The 21,013-nt window shown below is 67.7% G+C and carries 23 protein-coding genes, 1 tRNA gene and 1 pseudogene; 12 read left to right on the forward strand and 13 right to left on the reverse strand.

Annotation, left to right across the window (positions count from 1 at the left end; all coding sequences use genetic code 11):
* On the reverse strand, positions 1-294 hold the full coding sequence (locus EOW65_RS18335) for a YggT family protein (protein ID WP_121534301.1): 294 nt from the start codon (positions 292-294) through the stop codon (positions 1-3).
* 136 nt (positions 295-430) lie between these two features.
* On the opposite strand from EOW65_RS18335, the gene EOW65_RS18340 reads away from it, so the two are divergent.
* The 8 genes from EOW65_RS18340 to dxs all read left to right on the forward strand — a co-directional run bounded on the left by EOW65_RS18340 (position 431) and on the right by dxs (position 8,295).
* Positions 431-958 (forward strand): acyl-CoA thioesterase, encoded by a 528-nt coding sequence (locus tag EOW65_RS18340; protein ID WP_128151896.1) that lies wholly within the window; start codon positions 431-433, stop codon positions 956-958.
* 93 nt (positions 959-1,051) lie between these two features.
* Positions 1,052-2,416: an MFS transporter gene (locus EOW65_RS18345; RefSeq protein ID WP_128151898.1), complete on the forward strand. Its 1,365-nt coding sequence runs from the start codon at positions 1,052-1,054 to the stop codon at positions 2,414-2,416.
* Positions 2,386-3,327: a penicillin-insensitive murein endopeptidase gene (gene mepA / locus EOW65_RS18350; protein ID WP_128151901.1), complete on the forward strand. Its 942-nt coding sequence runs from the start codon at positions 2,386-2,388 to the stop codon at positions 3,325-3,327. The genes EOW65_RS18345 and mepA overlap by 31 nt, the downstream gene beginning before the upstream one ends.
* Positions 3,300-4,214: an esterase-like activity of phytase family protein gene (locus EOW65_RS18355; RefSeq protein WP_128151903.1), complete on the forward strand. Its 915-nt coding sequence runs from the start codon at positions 3,300-3,302 to the stop codon at positions 4,212-4,214. Before mepA ends, EOW65_RS18355 begins: the two co-directional genes overlap by 28 nt.
* 93 nt (positions 4,215-4,307) lie before the next feature.
* A complete protein-coding gene (locus EOW65_RS18360) occupies positions 4,308-4,928 on the forward strand; it encodes a queuosine precursor transporter (RefSeq protein WP_128151905.1) in 621 nt (206 codons plus the stop codon).
* A 328-nt stretch (positions 4,929-5,256) separates the two neighbouring features.
* Positions 5,257-5,505, forward strand: coding sequence for an exodeoxyribonuclease VII small subunit (locus tag EOW65_RS18365; RefSeq protein ID WP_121534307.1), 249 nt, complete (start codon positions 5,257-5,259; stop codon positions 5,503-5,505).
* 59 nt (positions 5,506-5,564) lie between these two features.
* Positions 5,565-6,371 carry a polyprenyl synthetase family protein gene (locus EOW65_RS18370; RefSeq protein WP_240664784.1) on the forward strand — a complete coding sequence of 269 codons (807 nt, stop codon included), beginning with the start codon at positions 5,565-5,567 and terminating at the stop codon, positions 6,369-6,371.
* Between the two features lie 13 nt (positions 6,372-6,384).
* Positions 6,385-8,295, forward strand: a complete 1,911-nt coding sequence (gene dxs / locus EOW65_RS18375) for a 1-deoxy-D-xylulose-5-phosphate synthase (protein ID WP_128151909.1) — start codon at positions 6,385-6,387, stop codon at positions 8,293-8,295.
* 81 nt (positions 8,296-8,376) lie between these two features.
* Here dxs and EOW65_RS18380 read toward each other — a convergent pair whose 3' ends face one another.
* The 5 genes from EOW65_RS18380 to mbfA form a co-directional block, all read right to left on the reverse strand.
* Positions 8,377-8,994 carry an HAD family hydrolase gene (locus tag EOW65_RS18380; RefSeq protein WP_128151911.1) on the reverse strand — a complete coding sequence of 206 codons (618 nt, stop codon included), beginning with the start codon at positions 8,992-8,994 and terminating at the stop codon, positions 8,377-8,379.
* On the reverse strand, positions 8,987-9,442 hold the full coding sequence (locus EOW65_RS18385; RefSeq protein ID WP_128151913.1) for a YaiI/YqxD family protein: 456 nt from the start codon (positions 9,440-9,442) through the stop codon (positions 8,987-8,989). The genes EOW65_RS18380 and EOW65_RS18385 overlap by 8 nt, the downstream gene beginning before the upstream one ends.
* The gene (gene fghA / locus EOW65_RS18390) at positions 9,439-10,269 is read right to left on the reverse strand and encodes an S-formylglutathione hydrolase (protein ID WP_128151915.1); all 831 of its coding nucleotides are present in this window, start codon (positions 10,267-10,269) and stop codon (positions 9,439-9,441) included. Before fghA ends, EOW65_RS18385 begins: the two co-directional genes overlap by 4 nt.
* 9 nt (positions 10,270-10,278) lie before the next feature.
* Positions 10,279-11,193: an AEC family transporter gene (locus EOW65_RS18395; protein ID WP_128151917.1), complete on the reverse strand. Its 915-nt coding sequence runs from the start codon at positions 11,191-11,193 to the stop codon at positions 10,279-10,281.
* A 104-nt stretch (positions 11,194-11,297) separates the two neighbouring features.
* Positions 11,298-12,275 (reverse strand): iron exporter MbfA, encoded by a 978-nt coding sequence (gene mbfA / locus EOW65_RS18400; RefSeq protein ID WP_128151918.1) that lies wholly within the window; start codon positions 12,273-12,275, stop codon positions 11,298-11,300.
* 143 nt (positions 12,276-12,418) lie between these two features.
* On the opposite strand from mbfA, the gene EOW65_RS20040 reads away from it, so the two are divergent.
* The gene (locus EOW65_RS20040) at positions 12,419-12,586 is read left to right on the forward strand and encodes a hypothetical protein (RefSeq protein WP_164880156.1); all 168 of its coding nucleotides are present in this window, start codon (positions 12,419-12,421) and stop codon (positions 12,584-12,586) included.
* On the opposite strand, the gene trhO is transcribed toward EOW65_RS20040, so the two are convergent.
* Complete coding sequence (gene trhO, locus EOW65_RS18405) at positions 12,571-13,488, reverse strand: oxygen-dependent tRNA uridine(34) hydroxylase TrhO (RefSeq protein WP_128151920.1); 918 nt, start codon at positions 13,486-13,488, stop codon at positions 12,571-12,573. The genes EOW65_RS20040 and trhO overlap by 16 nt on opposite strands.
* A 93-nt stretch (positions 13,489-13,581) precedes the next feature.
* Between trhO and pncA the strand changes: the two genes are divergently transcribed.
* Entirely contained in the window at positions 13,582-14,190 is a 609-nt protein-coding gene (gene pncA / locus EOW65_RS18410; RefSeq protein WP_128151922.1) for a bifunctional nicotinamidase/pyrazinamidase, read from the forward strand.
* A 14-nt stretch (positions 14,191-14,204) separates the two neighbouring features.
* A complete protein-coding gene (gene pncB / locus EOW65_RS18415; protein WP_128151924.1) occupies positions 14,205-15,512 on the forward strand; it encodes a nicotinate phosphoribosyltransferase in 1,308 nt (435 codons plus the stop codon).
* Here the strand turns inward: pncB and EOW65_RS18420 are convergent.
* From EOW65_RS18420 to dapF, 5 genes are all read right to left on the reverse strand, one after another.
* Positions 15,509-16,981, reverse strand: coding sequence for an inorganic phosphate transporter (locus tag EOW65_RS18420; protein WP_128151926.1), 1,473 nt, complete (start codon positions 16,979-16,981; stop codon positions 15,509-15,511). The genes pncB and EOW65_RS18420 overlap by 4 nt on opposite strands.
* A 101-nt stretch (positions 16,982-17,082) precedes the next feature.
* Positions 17,083-17,526 carry an NUDIX hydrolase gene (locus tag EOW65_RS18425; protein ID WP_128151929.1) on the reverse strand — a complete coding sequence of 148 codons (444 nt, stop codon included), beginning with the start codon at positions 17,524-17,526 and terminating at the stop codon, positions 17,083-17,085.
* Positions 17,527-17,552: 26 nt separating this feature from the next.
* Complete coding sequence (gene arfB / locus EOW65_RS18430) at positions 17,553-17,978, reverse strand: alternative ribosome rescue aminoacyl-tRNA hydrolase ArfB (protein ID WP_128151931.1); 426 nt, start codon at positions 17,976-17,978, stop codon at positions 17,553-17,555.
* A gap of 89 nt (positions 17,979-18,067) precedes the next feature.
* Positions 18,068-19,327 (reverse strand): tRNA (N(6)-L-threonylcarbamoyladenosine(37)-C(2))-methylthiotransferase MtaB, encoded by a 1,260-nt coding sequence (gene mtaB, locus EOW65_RS18435; RefSeq protein ID WP_128151933.1) that lies wholly within the window; start codon positions 19,325-19,327, stop codon positions 18,068-18,070.
* Positions 19,324-20,163 carry a diaminopimelate epimerase gene (gene dapF, locus EOW65_RS18440; RefSeq protein ID WP_128151935.1) on the reverse strand — a complete coding sequence of 280 codons (840 nt, stop codon included), beginning with the start codon at positions 20,161-20,163 and terminating at the stop codon, positions 19,324-19,326. Before dapF ends, mtaB begins: the two co-directional genes overlap by 4 nt.
* 108 nt (positions 20,164-20,271) lie before the next feature.
* Between dapF and EOW65_RS18445 the strand changes: the two genes are divergently transcribed.
* Positions 20,272-20,347 (forward strand) — tRNA-Lys (locus EOW65_RS18445).
* Between the two features lie 163 nt (positions 20,348-20,510).
* Here EOW65_RS18445 and EOW65_RS18450 read toward each other — a convergent pair.
* A pseudogene (locus EOW65_RS18450) lies at positions 20,511-20,887 on the reverse strand (hypothetical protein); the annotation flags it as partial.
* Between the last annotated feature and the right edge of the window lie 126 nt (positions 20,888-21,013).

The following is a 21,013-nucleotide window of genomic DNA, read 5'->3' on the forward strand; positions in this document are numbered from 1 at the left end:
TCAGTAGCTGTAGAAGAAGCCCGCATTGTTGAGCAGCGCGCGTTGCAGGATGATCAGCGCGATGAAGGCCACGAGCGGCGCCAGATCGAGCCCCGGGGTCATCGGCAGGAACCGCCGGATCCGGCCATAGACCGGCTCGAGCAGGTTGTTCAGCCCGTACCAGAGCTGGGCCACCAGCGGCTGACGCAGGTTCAGCACCTGGAAGTTGATCAGCCAGCTCATGATGATATGGGCGATCATCACGAACCAGATGACGTTCAGGATCAGGTTGAGTGCCTGAAACAGCGTGACCATGCGAAACCTCCGGGTGGTGCCGGCTCAGAGGTAAGGCAGCACGGGGCCGCTTGCAACCGCAAGGGCGCATCTGCCGCCACGTAGCCGTTGACCGTTGCGCCGCGCTGCGGCACCGATCGGGAAAGGGGAGACGCAGATGTATCCAGTCATTCGCATGGGCAAGGCCCTGCTGGTCGGGCGGGGCGCGCCGCTTGGCATTCTCGATCCGGTGGTCAGCACGCATATCGCCTGGCCCTGGGACATCGACCCGTGGAAGGACCTGAACAACGGCCGGATCCTGACCCTGTTCGACCTTGGCCGGATCCAGCTTGCCAGCCGCTCGGGGCTGAACCGGACGCTGCTGGCGAACCGCTGGGGCATCGTCGTCGCGGGCAACACCACCCGCTATCGCAAGCGCATCACCATGCTGCAGCGCTTCGAGATGCGGACCCGCTGCATCGGCTGGGACCAGCGCTTCGTCTATATGGAGCAGGGGATGTATCGCGACGGCGAGTGCTGCAACCACATCCTGATCCGCGCCGCCGTCACCTCGAAGGCCGGGATCGTACCGCCCGACACGGTGGTCGCGGCGATGGGACAGGCGGCGCCAAGCCCCGAGCTGCCGGCCTGGGTGCAGCACTGGATCGCCGCCGATCACGAACGCCCCTGGCCCCCCGCGCTCTGAGCCCGCCTGGCGCGGCGGCTTGCGCCGCGGCGCGATTTGCGGCTTGATCGCGCCACGGGCGACGCGGGTGCCCGTGGCACACGGGGGACGGGTATGATCACCACGCGCAAGCGGATCTGGGGCTGGTGGTTCTTCGACTGGGCCAGCCAGCCCTACAATACCCTGTTGCTGACCTTCGTCTTTGGCCCCTATTTCGCCGAGGTCGCCCGCGCGCATTTCATGGCGGGCGGGCTCGGCCATGATGCGGCGGCGGCGGCGGCGCAGGCCTATTGGGGCTGGGGGCAGACCGCCTCGGGCGTGATTATCGCGCTTCTTGCGCCAATCCTCGGCGCGATCGCCGATGGCACCGGCCGGCGCATGGTCTGGATCTGGCTGTTTTCGGGCTTCTATGTGATCGGCTCGTGGATGCTATGGTATCTGGCGCCCGATCAGCCCGACCTGATGATGGCGATGCTCTGGTTCGGGATCGGCCTGATCGGAATGGAATTCGCCACGATCTTCACCAATTCGCTGATGCCCGACCTCACCGGGGACGAGGACATGGGCAAGGTCTCGGGGTCGGGCTTTGCCTTCGGCTATGTCGGCGGGATCATCTCGCTCATCATCATGCTTCTGCTTTTCGGCGAGAGCGGCCAGACCGGCAAGACTCTGATCGGCCTCAACCCGCCCTTCGGCCTGAACCCCGCCCTGCGCGAGGGCACCCGCGCAGTGGGGCCGCTGACCGCGATCTGGTACGTGATCTTCATGATCCCGTTCTTCGCCTGGGTGCGCGAGGCAAGGGGCCCGGCGCGCCGCTTCAACCTGACCGGCGCGATGGCCGATCTGTGGGCTCTGATCCGGTCGCTGCGCACCCGCGAAAGCCTGGCCGCGCATCTGCTCAGCTCGATGTTCTATCGCGACGCGCTGAATGCGCTTTACGGGTTCGGCGGGGTCTATGCCTCGGGGGTGCTGGGCTGGACGGTGACCAAGATCGGCGTCTTCGGCATCGTCGGCGCGATCTCGGGCGCGCTGTTCTCGTGGTTGGGTGGCAAGATGGACAGTGCGCGCGGACCGAAACCGGTGATCGAGCTGGCGATGGTGGTGCTGATCGCGGTCTGCCTGGTCATCGCGGGAATGTCGCGGGATGCCTTTTACGGCCTGGCCTTCCCCCCCGGATCGGCACTGCCTGACTATATCTTTTATGTCTGCGGCCTCCTGATCGGTGCGGCGGGGGGCACGCTGCAGGCCTCCAGCCGGACGATGATGGTCTATCACACCACGCAGGAGCGCGCGACCGAGGCCTTCGGTCTCTATGCGCTTTCGGGCAAGGCAACCGCCTTCATCGCGCCGTTCACGATTGCCATAGCCACGACGATTACCGGTTCACAACGGATCGGCATTTCCATACCTTTGATTAGCCTCTTCCTGATCGGCATGGTCCTGTTGAGATGGGTGAAACCCTACGGAGAACGCAAGTGATTTGCCGCGCCGCCGCTCGTGTTGCCGCCCTCGTCGCCACCGTGATCGCCGGTGCGGCCGCGCCCGTCTCGGCCGAGCCGCTGGCGCGACAACTCTTCGGCGCGAAGACGGCGCCGACGGCGGGCGCCCCGGCGCCGATCGGGTTCTATTCGCGCGGCTGTGCGGCAGGGCTGGTCGCGCTGCCCGAAACCGGGCCGACCTGGCAGGCGATGCGGCTCAGCCGCAACCGCTATTACGGCCAGCCCGAGATGATCTCCTATCTTCAGGACCTGTCGCGCTATGCCGCCACGCTGCCGGGCTGGAAGGGGCTCTACATCGGCGACATCAGCCAGCCCCGCGGCGGCCCGATGACCGGCGGCCATGCCAGCCACCAGATCGGCCTTGATGCCGATATCTGGATGCTGCCCGCGAGCCGGCTGACCCTGAGCCGCGCCGACCGCGAGAAGATCTCCTCGATCTCTGTGCGCACCGAGGACCAGACCCGGGTGAACGGGAACTGGACGCCGGCGCATATGGCGCTGCTGCGCGCTGCCGCTTCTGACTCGCGGGTCGACCGGGTGTTCGTCGCCGCTGCCGCGAAGATCGCGATGTGCAATGCCGCACCGCGGAATGACCGCGCCTGGCTGCAGAAGATCCGCCCGATCTATGGCCATAACGAGCATTTCCACGTGCGGCTGAAATGCCCGCCCGGCTCGCCCCTGTGCCAGGTGCAAAGCCCCACGGTCGACGAGCTGTCGAAAGGCGGTGACGGTTGTGACGAGACGCTGAACTGGTGGGTGACCACCTATCTCGACGAGCTGCGCCACCCGCCGAAGCGTCCCGCAAACCCGGGGCCTGCGCCGAAGACGGCGAAGACCTATGTCCTGTCGGATCTGCCTGCCGAATGCCGCACCGTCCTCGCCTCGCGCTGACCGGCGCCCTCGTCGGGCTGGTGCTGGGCCTTGGTGGTGGGGCGGGCAGCGCCGCCGGAACGCAGGCGCCACGCGCGGAATATCTGCAAAGCTGGGTCTGGACGGTGGCGAACCCCGCCTTCGGCGGCTTTTCCGGCATTGAACTCGGCCCCGACGGGCGGGATTTCGTCACCCAGTCGGACCGGGCCACGATCTGGCGCGGGCGGATCAACCGCGATGCCACCGGCCGCATCCTCGGCGTCTCGACCAGCGGCCCGGTGCTGCTGCACGACAGCGCGGGCAAGCCGCTCGACACGGTGACGGGCGATTCCGAGGGGCTGGCCGAGGCCCCCGACGGCAGCGTCTACATCTCCTTCGAGGGGGTGGCACGTGTCGCCCATTATCCCACCGACGACGGCCCGGCAGAGCGCCTGCCGCGCCCCGAGGCGTTCAAGCATTTCCAGCGCAACTCCTCGCTTGAATCGCTGGCGATCGACGCCGAGGGCACGCTCTACACCCTGCCCGAACGCTCGGGCAGTCTCGAGCTGCCCTTCCCGGTCTGGCGCTATCGCAACGGCGCCTGGGACCAGCCCTTCTCGATTCCGCGCGACGGCAGCTGGTTGCCGACCGATGCCGATTTCGGCCCCGACGGGCGGTTCTACCTGCTCGAGCGCGACTTCTGGGGCTTTCTGGGCTTCCTCACCCGGGTGCGGGTCTTCGACATCAAGGGCGACACGATCACCGGCGGCGAGGTGCTGGTGCAGACCCCGGCCGGCACGCATGACAACCTTGAAGGCCTTGCGGTCTGGCGCGACGCGCAGGGGGCGATTCGGCTGACGATGATCTCGGACGACAATTTCCGTTTCTTCCAGCGCACCGAAGTCGTCGAATATCGTCTGCGCCCCTGATCGCGCTTGACCGATGGGGCGCGCGGGCGTATCCGCGCCCCTTGTCCGGCACGGCCGGGCCATGTCTCCGCGACCATGTAAAAACGGTGAACCATGAAACGTTATCTGCCCGGCGTTCTCGCCATGGCCGCCATCGTGGTGGCCTCCAACATCCTGGTGCAATACCTGTTCGGCCAGTGGCTGACCTGGGGCGCCTTCACCTATCCCTTCGCCTTCCTCGTCACCGACGTGACCAACCGCCTGCAGGGCCCGCGTGCGGCGCGCGGCGTGGTCGTCGCGGGCTTCGTCGTCGGCATCGTCTGCTCGCTGATCGGCTCGCAGATCATCGGCGAGTTCGGCCCGCTCGTCAGCTTCCGCGTGGCGCTCGGCTCGGGCGCGGCCTTCCTCGCGGCGCAGCTGACCGACGTGACCGTGTTCAACGCCCTGCGCCGCGACCGCTGGTGGAAGGCGCCGCTCGTCTCCACCCTGATCGGCGCGAGCCTCGACACCGCGATCTTCTTCACCACGGCCTTCTCGCTGCAGCTTGCCTGGCTCGAACCGGGCAACGATGTCTCCTGGGCGAACGAGATGCTGCCGCTGCTCAGCTTCGGGCCGATGGTGCCGCTGTGGATCTCGCTCGCCTGCGCCGACTGGTGTGTAAAAATTGCACTTGCGGTGATCGCTCTGGCGCCTTTTCGGGCATTTACTTGGCGGAAAACGCCAAGACTTGCGTAATTTGACTTGCCATACACCAGATCTGTGCCACCCTTTCCTTATCGGCAACGCATGAAAGGAGGTGGTCCAGTGTCTAGAGTGATATTGGAGAGAGGTGTCGGGACAGTCAGGGGGGCCGAGGCCTGAGGGCAACCCCAAGGGCAAGAACCCTGGCTGGGACGGAGGATCTGATCCAGACCCTAACCGGACCATCTCCGTAGATCTCGGGGGCCGCTGCCGGAGGCATGCGGCCCTTTCTATTTGGCGCGATTTCGCCGCGGTGCGCATGGTTTGGCTGGAAAACCGCCCCCGTCCGTGGCATCCCGTCCGGCAAGCAAGGGAGAATGCGATGACCGCGACCGATGCCGACATTGCGGCGATGAGCTTCGAACAGGCGATGAAGGAACTCGAGACCGTCGTCGGGCAGCTCGAGCGCGGCGAGGTGCCGCTCGATGCCTCGATCCGGCTTTACGAGCGCGGCGCGGCGCTGAAGGCGCGCTGTGCGGCGCTGCTGAAGGAGGCCGAGGAGCGGGTCGAGAAGATCACCCTTGGCGCCGACGGTGCGCCCACGGGCACGGTGCCGGTCGAAGGCCTGTGATGTTCGACACCCGTCTTCACGCGGCGCAGCAGGCCGTTGGCGCGGCGCTGGCGCAGGCGATGACGCGGCTGCCCGAGGGGCCGCTGCGCGATGCCATGGGCTATGCCGCGCAGGGCGGCAAGCGGCTGCGGGCCTTCCTCGTGCTCGAATCGGCGGCGCTGTTCGGCATTCCCGCGGCGCAGGCGATGCCCGCCGCCGCTGCGGTCGAGGCGCTGCACGCCTACAGCCTCGTGCATGACGACCTGCCGGCGATGGATGACGACGACCTGCGCCGCGGCCAGCCCACGGTGCACCGCAAATGGGACGAGGCGACGGCGATCCTTGCGGGCGACGCGCTGCAGACCCTCGCCTTCGAGCTCTGCGCGGATCCGGTGCTTGGCCCGGCCGAGCGGCGCATCGCGCTGGTCGCGGCGCTGGCGCAGGCCTCGGGCGCGGCAGGGATGGTGCATGGCCAGATGCTCGACATCGCGGCCGAGACCGCGCCCGTGCCGCTGACGCTTGCCGAAATCACCCGGCTGCAGGCCGGCAAGACCGGCGCGCTGATCTCCTTTGCCGCCGAGGCGGGAGCGATCCTTGCCGGCACCGACCGCGCGCCGCTGGCGGCCTATGCGCAGGCGCTTGGGCTTGCCTTCCAGATCGCCGACGACATCCTCGATGTCGAGGGCTCGGAAGAGGCGGCGGGCAAGCGACTGCACAAGGATGCCGAGGCGGGCAAGGCGACCTTCGTCTCGCTGCTCGGCCTTGAAGGCGCGAAGGCGCGTGCCGCGGCGCTGGTGGCCGAGGCCGAAGCCGCCCTTGCGCCTTACGGCGAAAGGGCCGAAACCTTGCGGGAAACGGCGCGCTTCGTTATCTCGCGCGACAGATGAAACGGGAGTGCCGATGAGCGAGACCCCGAAGACCCCGATCCTCGACCGTGTGCGGCTGCCCTCCGATCTCAAGGCGCTGAACGACCGCGAGCTGCGAAAGCTGGCCGACGAGCTGCGCGCCGAGACGATCTCGGCAGTGTCGGTCACCGGCGGGCATCTGGGCGCGGGGCTGGGCGTGGTCGAGCTGACCGTGGCGCTGCATGCCGTCTTCGACGCGCCGCGCGACAAGATCATCTGGGACGTCGGCCATCAGTGCTATCCGCACAAGATCCTCACCGGCCGGCGCGACCGCATCCGCACCCTGCGTGCGAAAGGCGGGCTTTCGGGCTTCACCAAGCGCTCGGAAAGCCCCTATGACCCGTTCGGCGCCGGGCACAGCTCGACCTCGATCTCGGCCGCCGTGGGCTTTGCCGCGGCGCGCGAGCTGGGCGCGCCCACGGGCGACGCGATTGCGGTGATCGGCGACGGCGCGATGACCGGCGGCATGGCCTTCGAGGCGATGAACCACGCCGGCCATCTCGGCAAGCGGCTCTTCGTGGTGCTGAACGACAACGAGATGTCGATTGCCCCGCCGGTGGGCGCGCTCTCGGCCTATCTGACCCGGCTTTATGCCGAGGGCCCGATGCAGGACCTGAAGGCGGTGGCGAAGGGCGCGGTCAGCCTGTTGCCCGAGACCCTGCAGGAAGGCGCGCGGCGCGCGAAGGAGATGCTCAAGGGCATGGCCGTCGGCGGCACGCTCTTCGAGGCGCTTGGCTTCACCTATGTCGGCCCGGTCGACGGCCATGACCTCGATGCGCTGCTGCCGCTGCTGCGGATGCTGAAGGCGCGGGCGACGGGGCCGGTGCTGATCCATGTGCTGACGAAGAAGGGCAAGGGCTATGCCCCGGCAGAAAGCCGCCCCGACGGTGGCCATGCGACGAACCGCTTCGACGTGGCGACCGGGGTGCAGGTCAAGGCGCCGTCGAACGCGCCCTCCTACACCCGGGTCTTTGCCGAGAGCCTGGTGAAGGAGGCCGTGCGTGACGAGAAGATCGTCGCGGTGACCGCCGCCATGCCCGAGGGCACCGGGCTGAACCTGTTCACCGAGCGCTTCCCGCGCCGCTGCTTCGATGTCGGCATCGCCGAGCAGCACGCGGTGACCTTCTCGGCCGGGCTGGCCGCGGCGGGGATGAAACCCTTCTGCGCGATCTATTCGACCTTCCTGCAGCGCGGCTATGACCAGATCGTGCATGACGTCGCGGTGCAGCGCCTGCCGGTGCGCTTCGCGATCGACCGCGCCGGGCTGGTGGGCGCCGATGGCGCGACCCATGCCGGCAGCTTCGACATCGGTTTCATGTCCTCGCTGCCCGGGATGGTGGTGATGGCCGCGGCCGACGAGGCCGAGCTTGTCCACATGGTCGCCACCGCAGCCGCGCATGACGAGGGGCCGATCGCCTTCCGCTATCCGCGCGGCGAGGGCATGGGCGTCGAGATGCCCGAGTCGGGCGTGCCGCTCGAGATCGGCAAGGGCCGGATCGTGGCCGAGGGGGCGCGCGTCGCGATCCTCAGCTATGGCACGCGGCTGGCCGAGGTGCTGAAGGCACGCGAAGCGCTGGCGGCGCGCGGGCTGGCCCCGACCGTGGCCGATGCCCGCTTCGTCAAGCCGCTCGACACCGATCTGATCTTGCGGCTTGTGGCCGAGCACGAGGCGATCCTCACCATCGAGGAAGGCGCGATCGGCGGCTTCGGCAGCCATGTCGCGCAATTCCTGGCCGAGAGCGGGGTCTTTGACCGCGGCTTCCGCTTCCGCTCGATGGTGCTGCCCGACACCTTCATCGACCACGCAAGCCCCGAGGACATGTATCGCAGCGCCGGCATGAACGCCCCCGAGATCGAGGCGAAGGTGCTCGACCTGCTGGGCGTCGCGGTGGCGAAACGGGCCTGAGCGGGGGCGCGCGGAAAGGCGCCTTCGGCGGGAGTATTCGGGCCAGAAAAAAGACCGGGCGCCGAAGGGCCCGGGCAGGTGTCAGGCGGCCTCGGTCTCGCTCAGCAGGCCCTCGGCGACAAGGCGCCTTGCCCAGCCCTCGGGCCCCTCGAAGAGATGCGTCTTCCAGCCGCGCATATGGGCGGTGGCGATGTTGTCGGCGCGGTCGTCGGTGAACAGGATCTGCGCACCAGACAGGCCGCTGTCCGCCTCGACCATCTCGTAGATCTTCGGCGCGGGCTTCGTCACCCCCATGTGCCCCGAGACATAGGCGCGGTCGAAATCGCGCAGGAACGGATAGAAGCCGGTGGCATAGTCGAACGAGCCGATGCCGAAATTGGTCAGCGAGAACACCGGCACGCCCTTCGCCTGCAAGGCCTTCATCAGCCGCACCGAGTGCGGGATCTCGGGCGTTGCCATGCGGATCCAGTCGTCGTGCCACAGCCGGATCCAGCGCGACCAGCGCGGATAGCGCTTGGCCCAGTCATAGATCGTCTCGCGGAACGGGCCGCCGCTGTCGATGAGGTCGTTCATCCCGTGCAGGTCGACCTCGGCGAACATCGCCTCGCGCTCCGCCTGCGGCATCAGCGTGTCGTAATGCCGTTCGGGCTGCCATTCGATCAGAACGTTGCCGATGTCGAAGATCACTGCGTCAACCATGGGTTTCCCTCTTTGCCGCCTGCACCGCCCGTTCCAGCGCTTGCAGGAATTCTGCCCGGTCGGCCTTTGAAAACGGCCGCCCGCCGCCTTGCCGGAACGGATCGGCCGAGCGCAGGTCGGACATCAGGTCGCGCATCGCCAGCACCTCGCCGATGTTGCGCTCGGTCAGGGCCGATCCGTCGGGGCGCAGCACCCGCGCCCCCGCCGCCACGCATTTCGCGGCCAGCGGAATGTCGTTGGTGATCACCACGTCACCCGGCCCCGCACGTTCGGCGATATGCTTGTCGGCCTCGTCCGGCCCTTCGGATACATAGACCATGGTGACGAGCGGATTGGCCGAGGGCCGCAGCCCGCCGTTCGAGACGAAGGCAATCGGCACCCCGGCCCGCGTCGCCACGCGCTCGGCCTCGGCCTTCACCGGGCAGGCATCGGCATCGACCCAGATCACCGCGTCAGCGCCGCGGCATGGAAGGCGACGTGATCGGGCATGAAGGTCGCGACGAAGAAATAGCTGTGGTCATAGCCCGCCTGCATGCGGAAGGCGCCGGCCTGGCGGCGTGCGGCCATCGCCTGAGCCAGCACCTCGGGGCGCAGCAGGTCGAGGAACTGGTCCGAACCGCCCTGGTCGATCAGCACCTCGCCGTCGAACCCCGTCTCGCGCATCACGTGCGTCGCGTCATGCGGCAGCCACGCGGTCTCGTCTGCGCCAAGATAGGCGGTCAGCTGCTTGCGGCCCCAGTCGCTGCGCGTGGGCTGGGCGATCGGCGCGAAGGCCGAGACCGAGCGGAAGCGCCCCGGCAGCCCCATGGCGAGGGTCAGCGCCCCGTGTCCGCCCATCGAATGGCCGGTGATGCCCTGGCGTTCCTCGTCGATGTCGAAGGCGGCGGTGACGACGCGGGGCAGCTCCTCGGCGACGTAATCCCACATCCGGTAATGCTCGGCCCAGGGGGCCTCGGTCGCGTTGACGTAGAAGCCCGCGCCCTGCCCCAGGTCATAGGCCTCGTCATTGGCCACACCCGGGCCGCGCGGCGAGGTGTCGGGGAAGACCAGCGCGATGCCCGCCTCGGCCGCGTAACGCTGTGCCCCGGCCTTCACCATCGCGTTCTCATGCGTGCAGGTCAGCCCCGACAGATACCACAGCACCGGCACCGGGCGGGTCTCGGCCTCGGCCGGCAGGAACAGGCCGAAGGTCATCTCCGTGCCGGTGACCTCCGACGTGTGGCTATAGACCCCCTGCACCCCGCCGAAGCACTTGTTTTCCGAAACCGTGCGCATCGGCACCTCCTATCGTGTGATCCAGGCGATGACGCCCGGAATGGTCAGAATGCTGGCCGCCGTCGAGATCAGGATCGCGGTCGAGACCCGCTGCGGCGCGACGGCGTAATGTGCCGCCAGAATGTAGACGTTTCCGGCGACGGGCAAGGCCGCGGCGGCCACCATCACGCCGGCGGCGAAGGGCTCGACATGAAAGAGCAGCGCGGCGCCGCCGACGGCCAGCGGATGCACGAAGAGCTTCGCCGCCGAGAGCCAGAGCGCCGGCCCCGCCCGCTCGGCCGACTTGCCGGCAAGCGAGGCGCCGATGGCAAACAGCGCGCCGGGTGTGGCCGCGGCCCCGAGCAGCGTCAGGAACTCGGCAAGCGGCGCCGGCATCGGGAGATGCAGCCCCGCCCAGGCCAGCCCCGCCGCCATCGAAACCACCATCGGATTTTTCAGGATTCCCAGAAGAATGGGCCGGACCGCAATCCGCCCATGCCGTGCCCCGGTGATGACCGCGGTGATGAGCGTCGAGAACACGATCATGTCGGCCGACAGCACCATCAGCACCGGCCCCGCCGCCTGCGGCCCGAGCAGCACCACGAGCATCGGCACACCCAGAAAACCAGTATTGCCGGTCATTGCGGTATGGGCCTCCATCGCCGCCTCGGCCAGCGGCCGGCGGCGCGCGCGCGCCACGGCAAAGCCAAGCCCCCAGACCAGCGCCGAGCCGCTCAGATAGGCGGCGAAGAAGGCCGGGTCGAACAGCTGCTCAAGCGGCAGCGTCGCGGTGAAGCGGAACAGCATCGCCGAAAGTGCGAAATAGAAGACGAATTTCGTCAGCGCCGCCGTCGCCTCGGCGGGGAACATCCGCGCCCGGCCGGCGGCCCAGCCCAGCCCGATCAGGCCGAAGAACGGAAGCGTCTTGAGAAAAATCGCGAGCATCCGACAGGGCTAGCATGCGCTCCGCCGCCGCACCAGCACCGGGCCTTGCAAGCGCCGGGCTTTTTCTTGGCCCGAATACTCGCCTTGACCCGGACGCGGCCGGCTCAGCCGGCGCCGATCAGCGAGCCTGCGGCAAAGACCAGCGCGCCCCCCAGCACCACCTGCAGCACGGCACGCAGGAAGGGGGTTTCCATGTACTTGTTCTGGATCCAGGCGATCACCCAGAGCTCGATGAACACCACGATCATCGCGACCGTGGTCGCGGTCCAGAAATCGGTGATGAAATAGGGCAGGGCATGGCCGAAGCCGCCCGCTGCGGTCATCAGCCCCGAGGCAAGGCCACGCTTCAGCGGGCTGCCGCGACCGGAGATGACGCCGTCATCATGCGCGGCCTCGGTGAAGCCCATCGAGATCCCGGCGCCAGTCGCCGAGGCAAGCCCCACCAGCAGCGTGGTGTGCGAGTTCTGCGTGGCGAAGGCGGTGGCGAAGATCGGCGCCAGCGTCGAGACCGAGCCGTCCATCAGCCCGGCCAGCCCGGGCTGCACCCAGGTCAGAATGAACTGGCGATAGGCGGCGCGGTCCTCCTCGGCCCGGGCGTCCCCGGTCAGGTGCTCGGCCTCGAGCGCCTCGGCCTTCTTCTCGTGGCCCTGCTCGGCCGCAGCCAGATCGCCCAGGAGCTTGCGGGTGTCGGCATCCGTGCTGCGCTGCGCCGCACGTGTGTAGAAATTGGCCGATTCCCGCTCCATCGACTCGGCCTCGCCGCGCATCGTCTCGAGCGAGAGATTGGTGCTAAGCCAGACCGGCTTGCGCGCGTAGAACCCCGCGACATGTTCGCGCCGGATCAGCGGGATCACCTCGCCGAAGCGGGCGCGGTGACGTTCGATCAGGCGGCGGCGGTGCTCGTCCTCCTCGGCGGCCATGCCGTCGAAGACCGCGGCCGAGGCCGGGTATTGCTTGCGCAGCTTCTCGGCATAGAGGCGATAGATGCGCGCGTCGTCCTCCTCAGAGGAGATCGCGAGGGCGAGAACTTCCTGCTCGGACAATTCCGAGAAACGGCGGCGGGAGGCGAATCCGGGGATCATCGAGACGTCCTTTTTAGAATGGTTCCAAAATATCCGGGGGCGGATGTTTTGCAACTGCGAAATCTGAACTTGTCAGTTCACTATTCGCTTGCGTATCCAGACCGGGCAGTTCAGTTTTGAAAGTGAACCGACAAGTTCAGACCATGGAGAAAGTCATGAACCGCATCGCATCCGGCCTCCTCATGCTTGCCCTGACCGTCCGCGCCGCAGCCGCGGGCGGCTTCGGCGTCGATCTTCCGCGCTTCAGCTTTCCGAGCCAAGAGGCGCCGGTGACGCAGAGCGCGCCGGGGGCCGGTCATTCAGGGCGGTGAACCGCGCCAAGGTGCGCCGTGCCACGCTCTTCGGCCAGCCGGATCTGCTGCGCGCGTTCGCGGAACCGGGCGCGGTCGGCGTCTGAATACTCGTCGAGGCAGTGGTGACAGCTGACGCCGTCCTCGAACTCGGGACGGGCGCGGTCGGCAGGGGCAAGCGGGCGGCGGCAGGCGTGGCAAAGTTCGTAGTCGCCCTGCCGCAGCCCGTGGCGCAGGCTGACGCGGCCGTCGAAGACGAAGCAGTCGCCGCGCCACAGGCTGTCGGTCTCGGGCACCTCCTCGAGGTATTTCAGGATCCCGCCCTTCAGGTGAAAGACCTCCTCGACGCCTTGCGCCAGCAGGTAGTTCGTGGATTTTTCGCAGCGGATGCCGCCGGTGCAGAACATCGCCACACGCTTGTTGTGAAAGCGGGCGGCGTTTTCCTTCCACCATTTCGGGAAATCGCGAAACGACTTCGTCTGCGGGTCGATCGCGCCCTCGAAGCTGCCGATGGCGACTTCGTAATCGTTGCGGGTGTCGATCACCACGACATCGGGGGCGGAAATCAGCGCGTTCCACTCGGCGGGCTCGACATAATGGCCGACGGCCGCGCGCGGATCGACGTCGGGCTCGCCCATCGTCACGATCTCGCGCTTCAGCCGTACCTTCATCCGGCCGAAGGGCATTTCGGCCGCGCCGCTTTCCTTCCACTCGAGCCCCTCGCAGCCGGGCAGGGCACGGATGTGGGCAAGGAGCGTGTCGACGCCGGCGCGGGGGCCGGCGATGGTGCCATTGATCCCCTCGCGGGCCAGCAGCAGCGAGCCGCGCACCCCGCCCGCCTCGGCGCAGGCCAGCAGCGGGCCGCGCAGCGCGGCGGGATCGTCGAAGCGGGTGAAGTGATAAAGGGCAGCAACAGTGAACATGGCTTCCCTTACGCCGCCGCCCCGCCCTCCCGCAAGCGTGATTGACCCCGCCGCCCATGGGCCTTACCCATTGCAAAACCAAGGGAGAGCGCCATGGCCGATGTGACCGAAGCCCTGATCGTGATCGATATCCAGAACGACTTCTGCCCCGGCGGTGCGCTGGCGGTGGCGGGCGGCGATGAGATCATCCCGCGCGTCAACGCGCTGATGCAGGAATTGCCGGTCACCGTGCTGACCCAGGACTGGCACCCCGAGGAGCACAGCTCCTTCGCCGCGATCCATGCGGGCTGTGCGCCGTTCCAGACGATCGAGATGCCCTATGGGCCGCAGACGCTCTGGCCGGTGCATTGCGTGCAGGGCAGCGCGGGCGCGGCCTTCCATCCGGGGCTGTCGATCGACCCGGCGGATCTGATCCTCCGCAAGGGCTTCCGCGCCGAGGTCGACAGCTATTCCGCCTTCTTCGAGAACGACCACACCACCCCCACCGGGCTGGCCGGCTACCTGCGCGAGCGCGGCATCACCGATCTGACCTTCGTCGGACTGGCGCTTGACTATTGTGTCGCCTGGTCGGCGATCGACGCGGCGAGGCTCGGTTTCCGTGCCCGCGTGCTGGAAGGCGCGTGCCGGGCGATCGACCTGGCGGGCTCGCTTGCCGCGGCCCGGGACGCGATGCGCGCCGCTGGCGTCGTGCTCGACAAGTGAAAGGACCCCGCACCATGGTCGACATCGCCACCCGCGTCTATAACCACAAGTGGAAGATCGACCCGATCGTGCGCTCGCTGATCGACACCGACTTCTACAAGCTGTTGATGTGTCAGTCGATCTTCCGCAACAAGCCGGACACGATCGTCACCTTCAGCCTGATCAACCGCGCCAAGGACGTGCGCCTGGCCGAGCTGATCGACGAGGGCGAGCTGCGTGAACAGCTGGATTACGCGCGCGGGCTGCGGCTGACGCGGGGCGAAAGCACCTGGCTGCGCGGCAACACCTTCTACGGCAAGCGGCAGATGTTCCGCCCCGACTTCATGGAGTGGTTCGAGAACTTCCAACTGCCGCCCTATCACCTCGAGAAACGCGACGGGCAGTATGAGCTGACCTTCGAGGGCAAATGGCCCGAGGTGATGATGTGGGAGATCCCGGCGCTCGCCATCCTGATGGAGCTGCGCGGCCGGGCGGTGCTGAACCAGATGCGCCGCTTCGAGCTGCAGGTGCTCTATGCCCGCGCCATGGCACGGGTGTGGGAAAAGATCGAGGAGCTGCGCACCATCCCCGGGCTGAAGATCGCCGATTTCGGCACCCGGCGCCGGCATGGCTTCCTGTGGCAGGACTGGTGCGTTCAGGCGATGATCGAGGGGCTGGGCGATGCCGCGAAGGGCGGTGCCTTCACCGGCACCTCGAACTGCCTGATCGCGATGCGGCGCGACCTCGAGGCGGTGGGGACGAATGCGCACGAGCTGCCGATGGTCTATGCCGCCCTTGCCCGGAGCGACGAGGAACTCCGGCAGGCGCCCTACAAGGTGCTGGCCGACTGGCACGAGGAGCATGACGGCAACCTGCGCATCATCCTGCCCGATACCTTCGGCACCAAGGGGTTCCTCGAACGCGCGCCGGACTGGCTGGCGGGCTGGACCGGCATCCGCATCGACTCGGGCGACCCGGTCGAAAGCGCAGAGGCGGCGATCGCCTGGTGGAAGGCGCGCGGCGAGGACCCGCGGCAGAAGCTGGTGATCTTCTCGGACGGGCTCGACGTGGCCGAGATGAAGCGGCTGCACGGCCTCTTTTCGGGGCGGGTCAAGGTCAGCTTCGGCTGGGGCACGCTGCTGACGAACGACTTCCGCGGTCTGGTGCCGAACGATGCGCTCGCCCCCTTCAGCCTGGTGTGCAAGGCGGTCTCTGCCGACGGCCGCCCGACGGTGAAGCTGTCGGACAACCCGAGCAAGGCCACCGGCCCCGTCGAGGAGATCGCGCGTTACAAGCGGGTCTTCGGCGTCGGCGAACAGCAGGCGACGGAAGTCGTGGTCTAGCGCGCAAGCGCGGTCATCAGCAGGAAGAGCAGCGCCGAGAGCCCGGCCGAGGCCGGCACGGTGATGATCCAGGCGGCCGCGACGGTGAGCATGTGCGAACGCCGCACCAGCCGGCGACGCGAGCGTTCCTCGGGCGGCACCGGCTTGCCCTTTTGCAGGCCGAGCATCCGTGCCCGCCGCTCGGCATGCCATTCGCGGTAGAAGCCCACGCCGAAGATTGCGCCCACGGCGATATGGGTCGAGCTGACCGGCAGGCCGAGCCAGCTTGCCACGATCACCGTCACCGCCGCCGAGAGCGCCACGCAATAGGCGCGCATCGGGTTCAGCTTGGTGATCTCGGACCCGACAAGGCGGATCAGCTTCGGCCCGAACAGCATCAGCCCGACCGAGATGCCAAGCGCGCCGACGACCATCACCCAGACCGGGATGCCCACGGTCGAGGCGATGTCTCCGACCTCGACCGAATGCACGATGGCGGCGAGCGGGCCGACCGCATTGGCCACGTCATTCGCGCCATGGGCAAAGGAGAGCAGCGCCGCCGAGGCGACGAGCGGCAGCGAGAACAGCTTGCGCAGCGAGCGCTTGCGGTTCTCGAGCCCCTCCGACTGGTGCCGGATCAGCGGCACCGAGGCAGCCCAGCACAGGACCCCGGTCGCCAGCCCGATCAGCGTCGCAAGGCCGAGCGAGACGTGGAACAGCTTGTTCAGCCCCTTGATGGCAAGGTAGGCTGCAAAGGCGCCGGCCATGATCCCGATCAGCACCGGCACCCACAGCCGCGCCGCCGCGATCTTGTCCTCGACATACATGATCCGGGCCTTGATGAAGGCAAGGAAGGCCGCCGCGACCACCCCGCCCAGCACCGGCGAGATCACCCAGCTCAGCGCGATCGAGCCGAGCGCGCCCCAGTTCACCGCGCCGAACCCCGCCGCGACGACGCCCGCGCCGACGACGCCGCCGACGATCGAATGGGTGGTCGAGACCGGCGCGCCCAGCCAGGTGGCCAGATGCAGCCACAGCGCCGCGGCCAGCAGCGCCGCCATCATCGCCCAGATGAAATGCGCGGAATCGCTGACCGCGCCCTGGGCAAGGATGCCGGTCGAGACAGTCTTGACCACGTCACCGCCCGCGATCAGCGCGCCGGCGGTCTCGAACACCGCTGCGATGATGAGGGCGCCGCCCAGTGTCAGGGCATTCGCGCCGACCGCCGGGCCCATGTTGTTGGCGACGTCGTTCGCACCGATGTTCAGCGCCATATAGGCGCCGATCACCGCCGCCGCGACCACAATCAGATGCCCGGGCTGCGCCCCGATGACGAGGCCGGCAGCGACCCCCGCCAGCACGATGAAGGCAAGGGCGATGCCCGGCGCCACCAGCGGCCGTGCGACGAATTGCGTTGCTTCCTCCAGCCGGCCGATCCGCTTCAGGTCCTTGTCGAGCGTCTTCCACTGGTTCACCGGCGGCGTGGCCACGTCTTCCCCCTGCCTCTGCGCATCGTCACGAAACGGCAATCAAACCGTCACAGTCGTGGCGCGAGTAGCCGGTTTGGCCGTGTAAGACAACGCTCGAATGGTCACAGGGTGCGCAGAATTGCCTGCAGTTCCGGCTCGGACACGCGCGCGGCGGCCTCTGCCGGGGGCAGCCATTCGCGCCGGCGCCGGCCCATCTCGGGGAAGCGCTCGGCCATGGCCTCGGTCTCGATCACGAAGACCCGGACCTCGCAGCGCTGCGCCAGCCCGCCCGAGCGGACCTTGTCATAGCTGAAGCTGCCAAGCGCCTCGTGCCGCACCCGGCCACGGATACCGGCCTCCTCCCAGGCCTCTTGCAGCGCCGCGCCGGCGAGGCTGCGGCCGCGCATCGGCCAGCCCTTCGGGATGATCCACCGCCCGGTGTCGAGCGAAGAGATCAGCAGCACCTCGGGCGCGCCGTTGCGGTGGCGCAGGCACAGCGCCCCCACCTGCAGCGGGCTCGGCCGCCGCCCCATCAGCCCCGAGACGATCTCGCGAAACCGGATCATTGCGTCTTACTCATACTCATACAGGCTCACTCGTCCTCGTCTCCCACCCGGCCACGCAGCGCCTTGACCGTGCCACGCACCGTTTTCGCCTTCAGCCGCCGGCGCTGACTGCCGAGCGTGGGCTTCGTCGCCACCCGCCGCTTAGGCGCAATGAGGGCCTGCCGGATCATCTCGGCCAGCCGCTCGCGCACGATCTCGCGGTTGCGCAGCTGGCTGCGGGTCTCCTCGGCGCGGATCACGATCGCCCCGTCGAGCGTCCATTTCCGCCCGGCCAGCCGCTTCAGCCGCGCCTTCACCGCCGCGGTCAGATTGGGCGAGCGCTCCGCCTCGAAGCGCAGCTCGACCGCCGTCGACACCTTGTTGACGTTCTGCCCGCCCGGCCCCTGCGCGCGGCTGAAGCTCTCGCTCAGCTCCCAGTCGGCAATCGCCACGCTGTCATTGATCCACAACATGCGGAAAACCCTAACCACCTCGGGCGAAAACGAAAGAGGCCCTGCTTCATCTTGCCGCAAATACCTCGGGGTGCGGGGCAGAGCCCCGCTCAGGCGCGCAATTTTTCGCCGTCGTGACCGGTGATGTGCAGGGTCAGGATCGTGCCCTCGGGCATCTCGCGGTCGAACCGGACCTCGGTGAAATACTCGGTCCGCCCGGCCCGCCCGCCCTCAACCAGAACCGCGCGCTCCTGCCCGACCTCGGCCTCGAGGTGACGCAAGAGCGCCTCGTGCCCTTTCGCGCGCAGCCGCGCGGCGCGTTCCTTGATCGCCGGCCCCGGCACGCGCGGCATCCGCGCCGCCGGTGTGCCCTTGCGCGCCGAATAGGGGAAGACGTGCAGGAAGGTCAGCCCGCAATCGTCGACGAGCTTCAGCGAGTTCTCGAACATCGCCTCGGTCTCGGTCGGGAAGCCCGCGATGATGTCGGCGCCGAAGACGATGCCGGGGCGCAGCTTGCGCGCCTCCTCGCAAAAGCGGATCGCGTCGTCGCGCAGGTGGCGCCGCTTCATCCGCTTCAGGATCATGTCGTCGCCGGCCTGCAGGCTGAGGTGCAGATGCGGCATCAGCCGCGGCTCGGTGGCGATCGCCTGCATCAGCATCTCATCCGCCTCGATGCTGTCGATCGAGGAGATCCGCAGCCGCGGCAGGTCGGGCACCAGCTTCAGGATCCGCATCACCAGATCGCCAAGCTGCGGTTCACCGGGCAGATCGGCCCCCCAGGAGGTCAGGTCGACCCCGGTCAGCACCACCTCGTTGAAGCCGCGGTCGACAAGGCGGCGGATCTGCTCGACCACCACGCCCGCGGGCACCGAGCGGGAATTGCCGCGGCCGAAGGGGATGATGCAGAAGGTGCAGCGGTGGTCGCAGCCGTTTTGCACCTGCACATAGGCACGGTGCCGGCCGAAACCGTCGATCAGATGGCCCGCGGTTTCCTTCACCGACATGATGTCGTCGACGCTGACCTTCTCGGTCTCGCCGATGAAATCGGGGCCCTGCGGGACCAGCCCGGCCCAGGTGTCGGCCTGCATCTTCTCGTGATTGCCGATGACCTTCGTTACCTCGGCCATCGCGGCGAAGGTCTCGGGCTCGGTCTGCGCGGCGCAGCCGGTGACAATCACCGGCGCGCCGGGATTCTCGCGGGCAAGGCGGCGGATTTCCTGCTTCGCCTTGCGCACCGCTTCGGCAGTGACGGCGCAGGTGTTGACGACGACCGCGCCCTCGACGCCCGCCGCCGCGGCAAGCTCCTTCATCGCCTCGGTCTCATAGGCGTTCAGCCGACAGCCGAGCGTGGCGAAGACCGGCGGTTTCATGCCCCGACCGCTGCCAGAAACGCGGGCGTCAGCCGCCCCTCGAAGACCAGCGCCGTCGGGCCGGTCATCCACACCCCGTCCTCGCGCCAGTCGATCTCCAGCCGGCCGCCGTCGACATCGACGATCACCTGCCGCCCGGTCAGCCCCTTCAGATGCGCCGCGACCGCCGTCGCGCAGGTGCCCGAGCCACAGGCAAGGGTGATCCCCGCGCCACGCTCCCACACCCGCATCCGCAGATGATCGGGGCCGAGACGCGAGGCAAATTCGACATTCGTGCGCTCGGGGAACAGCGGGTCGTGCTCGATCACGGGACCGAGCCCCGCGACATCCACCGCCTCGGCGTCCTCGACGAAATAGATGCAATGCGGGTTGCCCATGCCCACGGCGACCGGATCGCCCGCAAGCGGCAGCGCCATCGGGTCGCCCGCAACCGGGATCGCCGCGGCGTCGAGAATGGGTGCGCCCATGTTCACCGATACCAGCCCGTCGTCGCGGCGGCGGGCGTAAAGCGTGCCGCGCGCGGTGGTCAGGCTGACCGCGTCACGGCCAAGCTCGCGCATCATCCAGTCGCTGACGCAGCGCGTGGCATTGCCGCAGGCGCCGGCGATCGAGCCATCCGAGTTCCAGAACTCGAGGGTGAAATCGGTCTCCGCCGCCGGCCGGATCACCGCGAGCTGGTCAAAGCCCACGCCGCGATGCCGGTCGCCAAGCGCCCGGGCGAGCGCCGGCGTCACCGGGTCGTCGCCCGTGCGGGCGTCGATCACCACGAAATCATTGCCAAGGCCGTGCATCTTCAGGAAGGGCAGGCCGGCGGAGGGAGTGCGCATGTCGGTCATGGCCGCGCATATAGACCTGTGCCGCCGTTTTTTCCAGTGCCGTGATTTTTTTGGCGGGCCGCGTCTTGACCCGTGGGGGGGCTGCCTGTAGAGAGCGCCCCAGCGTGTGGGCCGTTAGCTCAGTTGGTAGAGCAACTGACTTTTAATCAGTGGGTCGCAGGTTCGAATCCTGCACGGCTCACCACTGACAACCTGTGTCAGGTGACACATGACTTGTCCATTCGTGACAGATCTTGTGTTCATTGGTCTATGCCTTGGCGAACAATTTCACCAAGGATCGTTCTCCGGCGGGCGACCTTGTTGCGCTAATCGGAGGAGGGGCCGATCTGGGCCTTATCCCGTCTGTCTCATGTCACGGCTTCGATCTCGGCCCGCCCAAGGGCCGAGCAGCGGTTCATGAATGAGCCATGTCGCGCCATTGGTCCGAGCGACAATGGCGAATGATGCGGATCTGGATTTCGGCGGTCTGCCGGTCAGGGTCTCGTGCCATTATCCGTTCGCCGAAGAGCTTGAGGCGGTTCACCTGGGCCTCGACGCGACTTCGGGCGTGGTAGCCGGTCCATTTCTTCCAGATCGATCGCCCCAGAAATCGCGTCGCTCGCAGCGTCTCATTGCGCGATGTCACGGCGGGGCAGTCCGGCTTCCACGCTCGACCATTTCGGCGGATCGGGATGATCGGTTCTGCGCCATGCTCGAGGATCGCCGCATGGCACCGGCGCGTGTTGAGCACCTCCCCGAAAATTGGACAGTGACGGAAGCTACGATCTGACGTCTGCTGGTCTCCAAGAACGAGGAGATCAGAACATGTCGAAACGCAGAAATCACGACGCGGGCTTCAAGGCTCGCGTGG

The organism is Paenirhodobacter ferrireducens (genome assembly GCF_004022265.1).
Classification (GTDB): Bacteria; Pseudomonadota; Alphaproteobacteria; order Rhodobacterales; family Rhodobacteraceae; genus Rhodobacter; species Rhodobacter ferrireducens.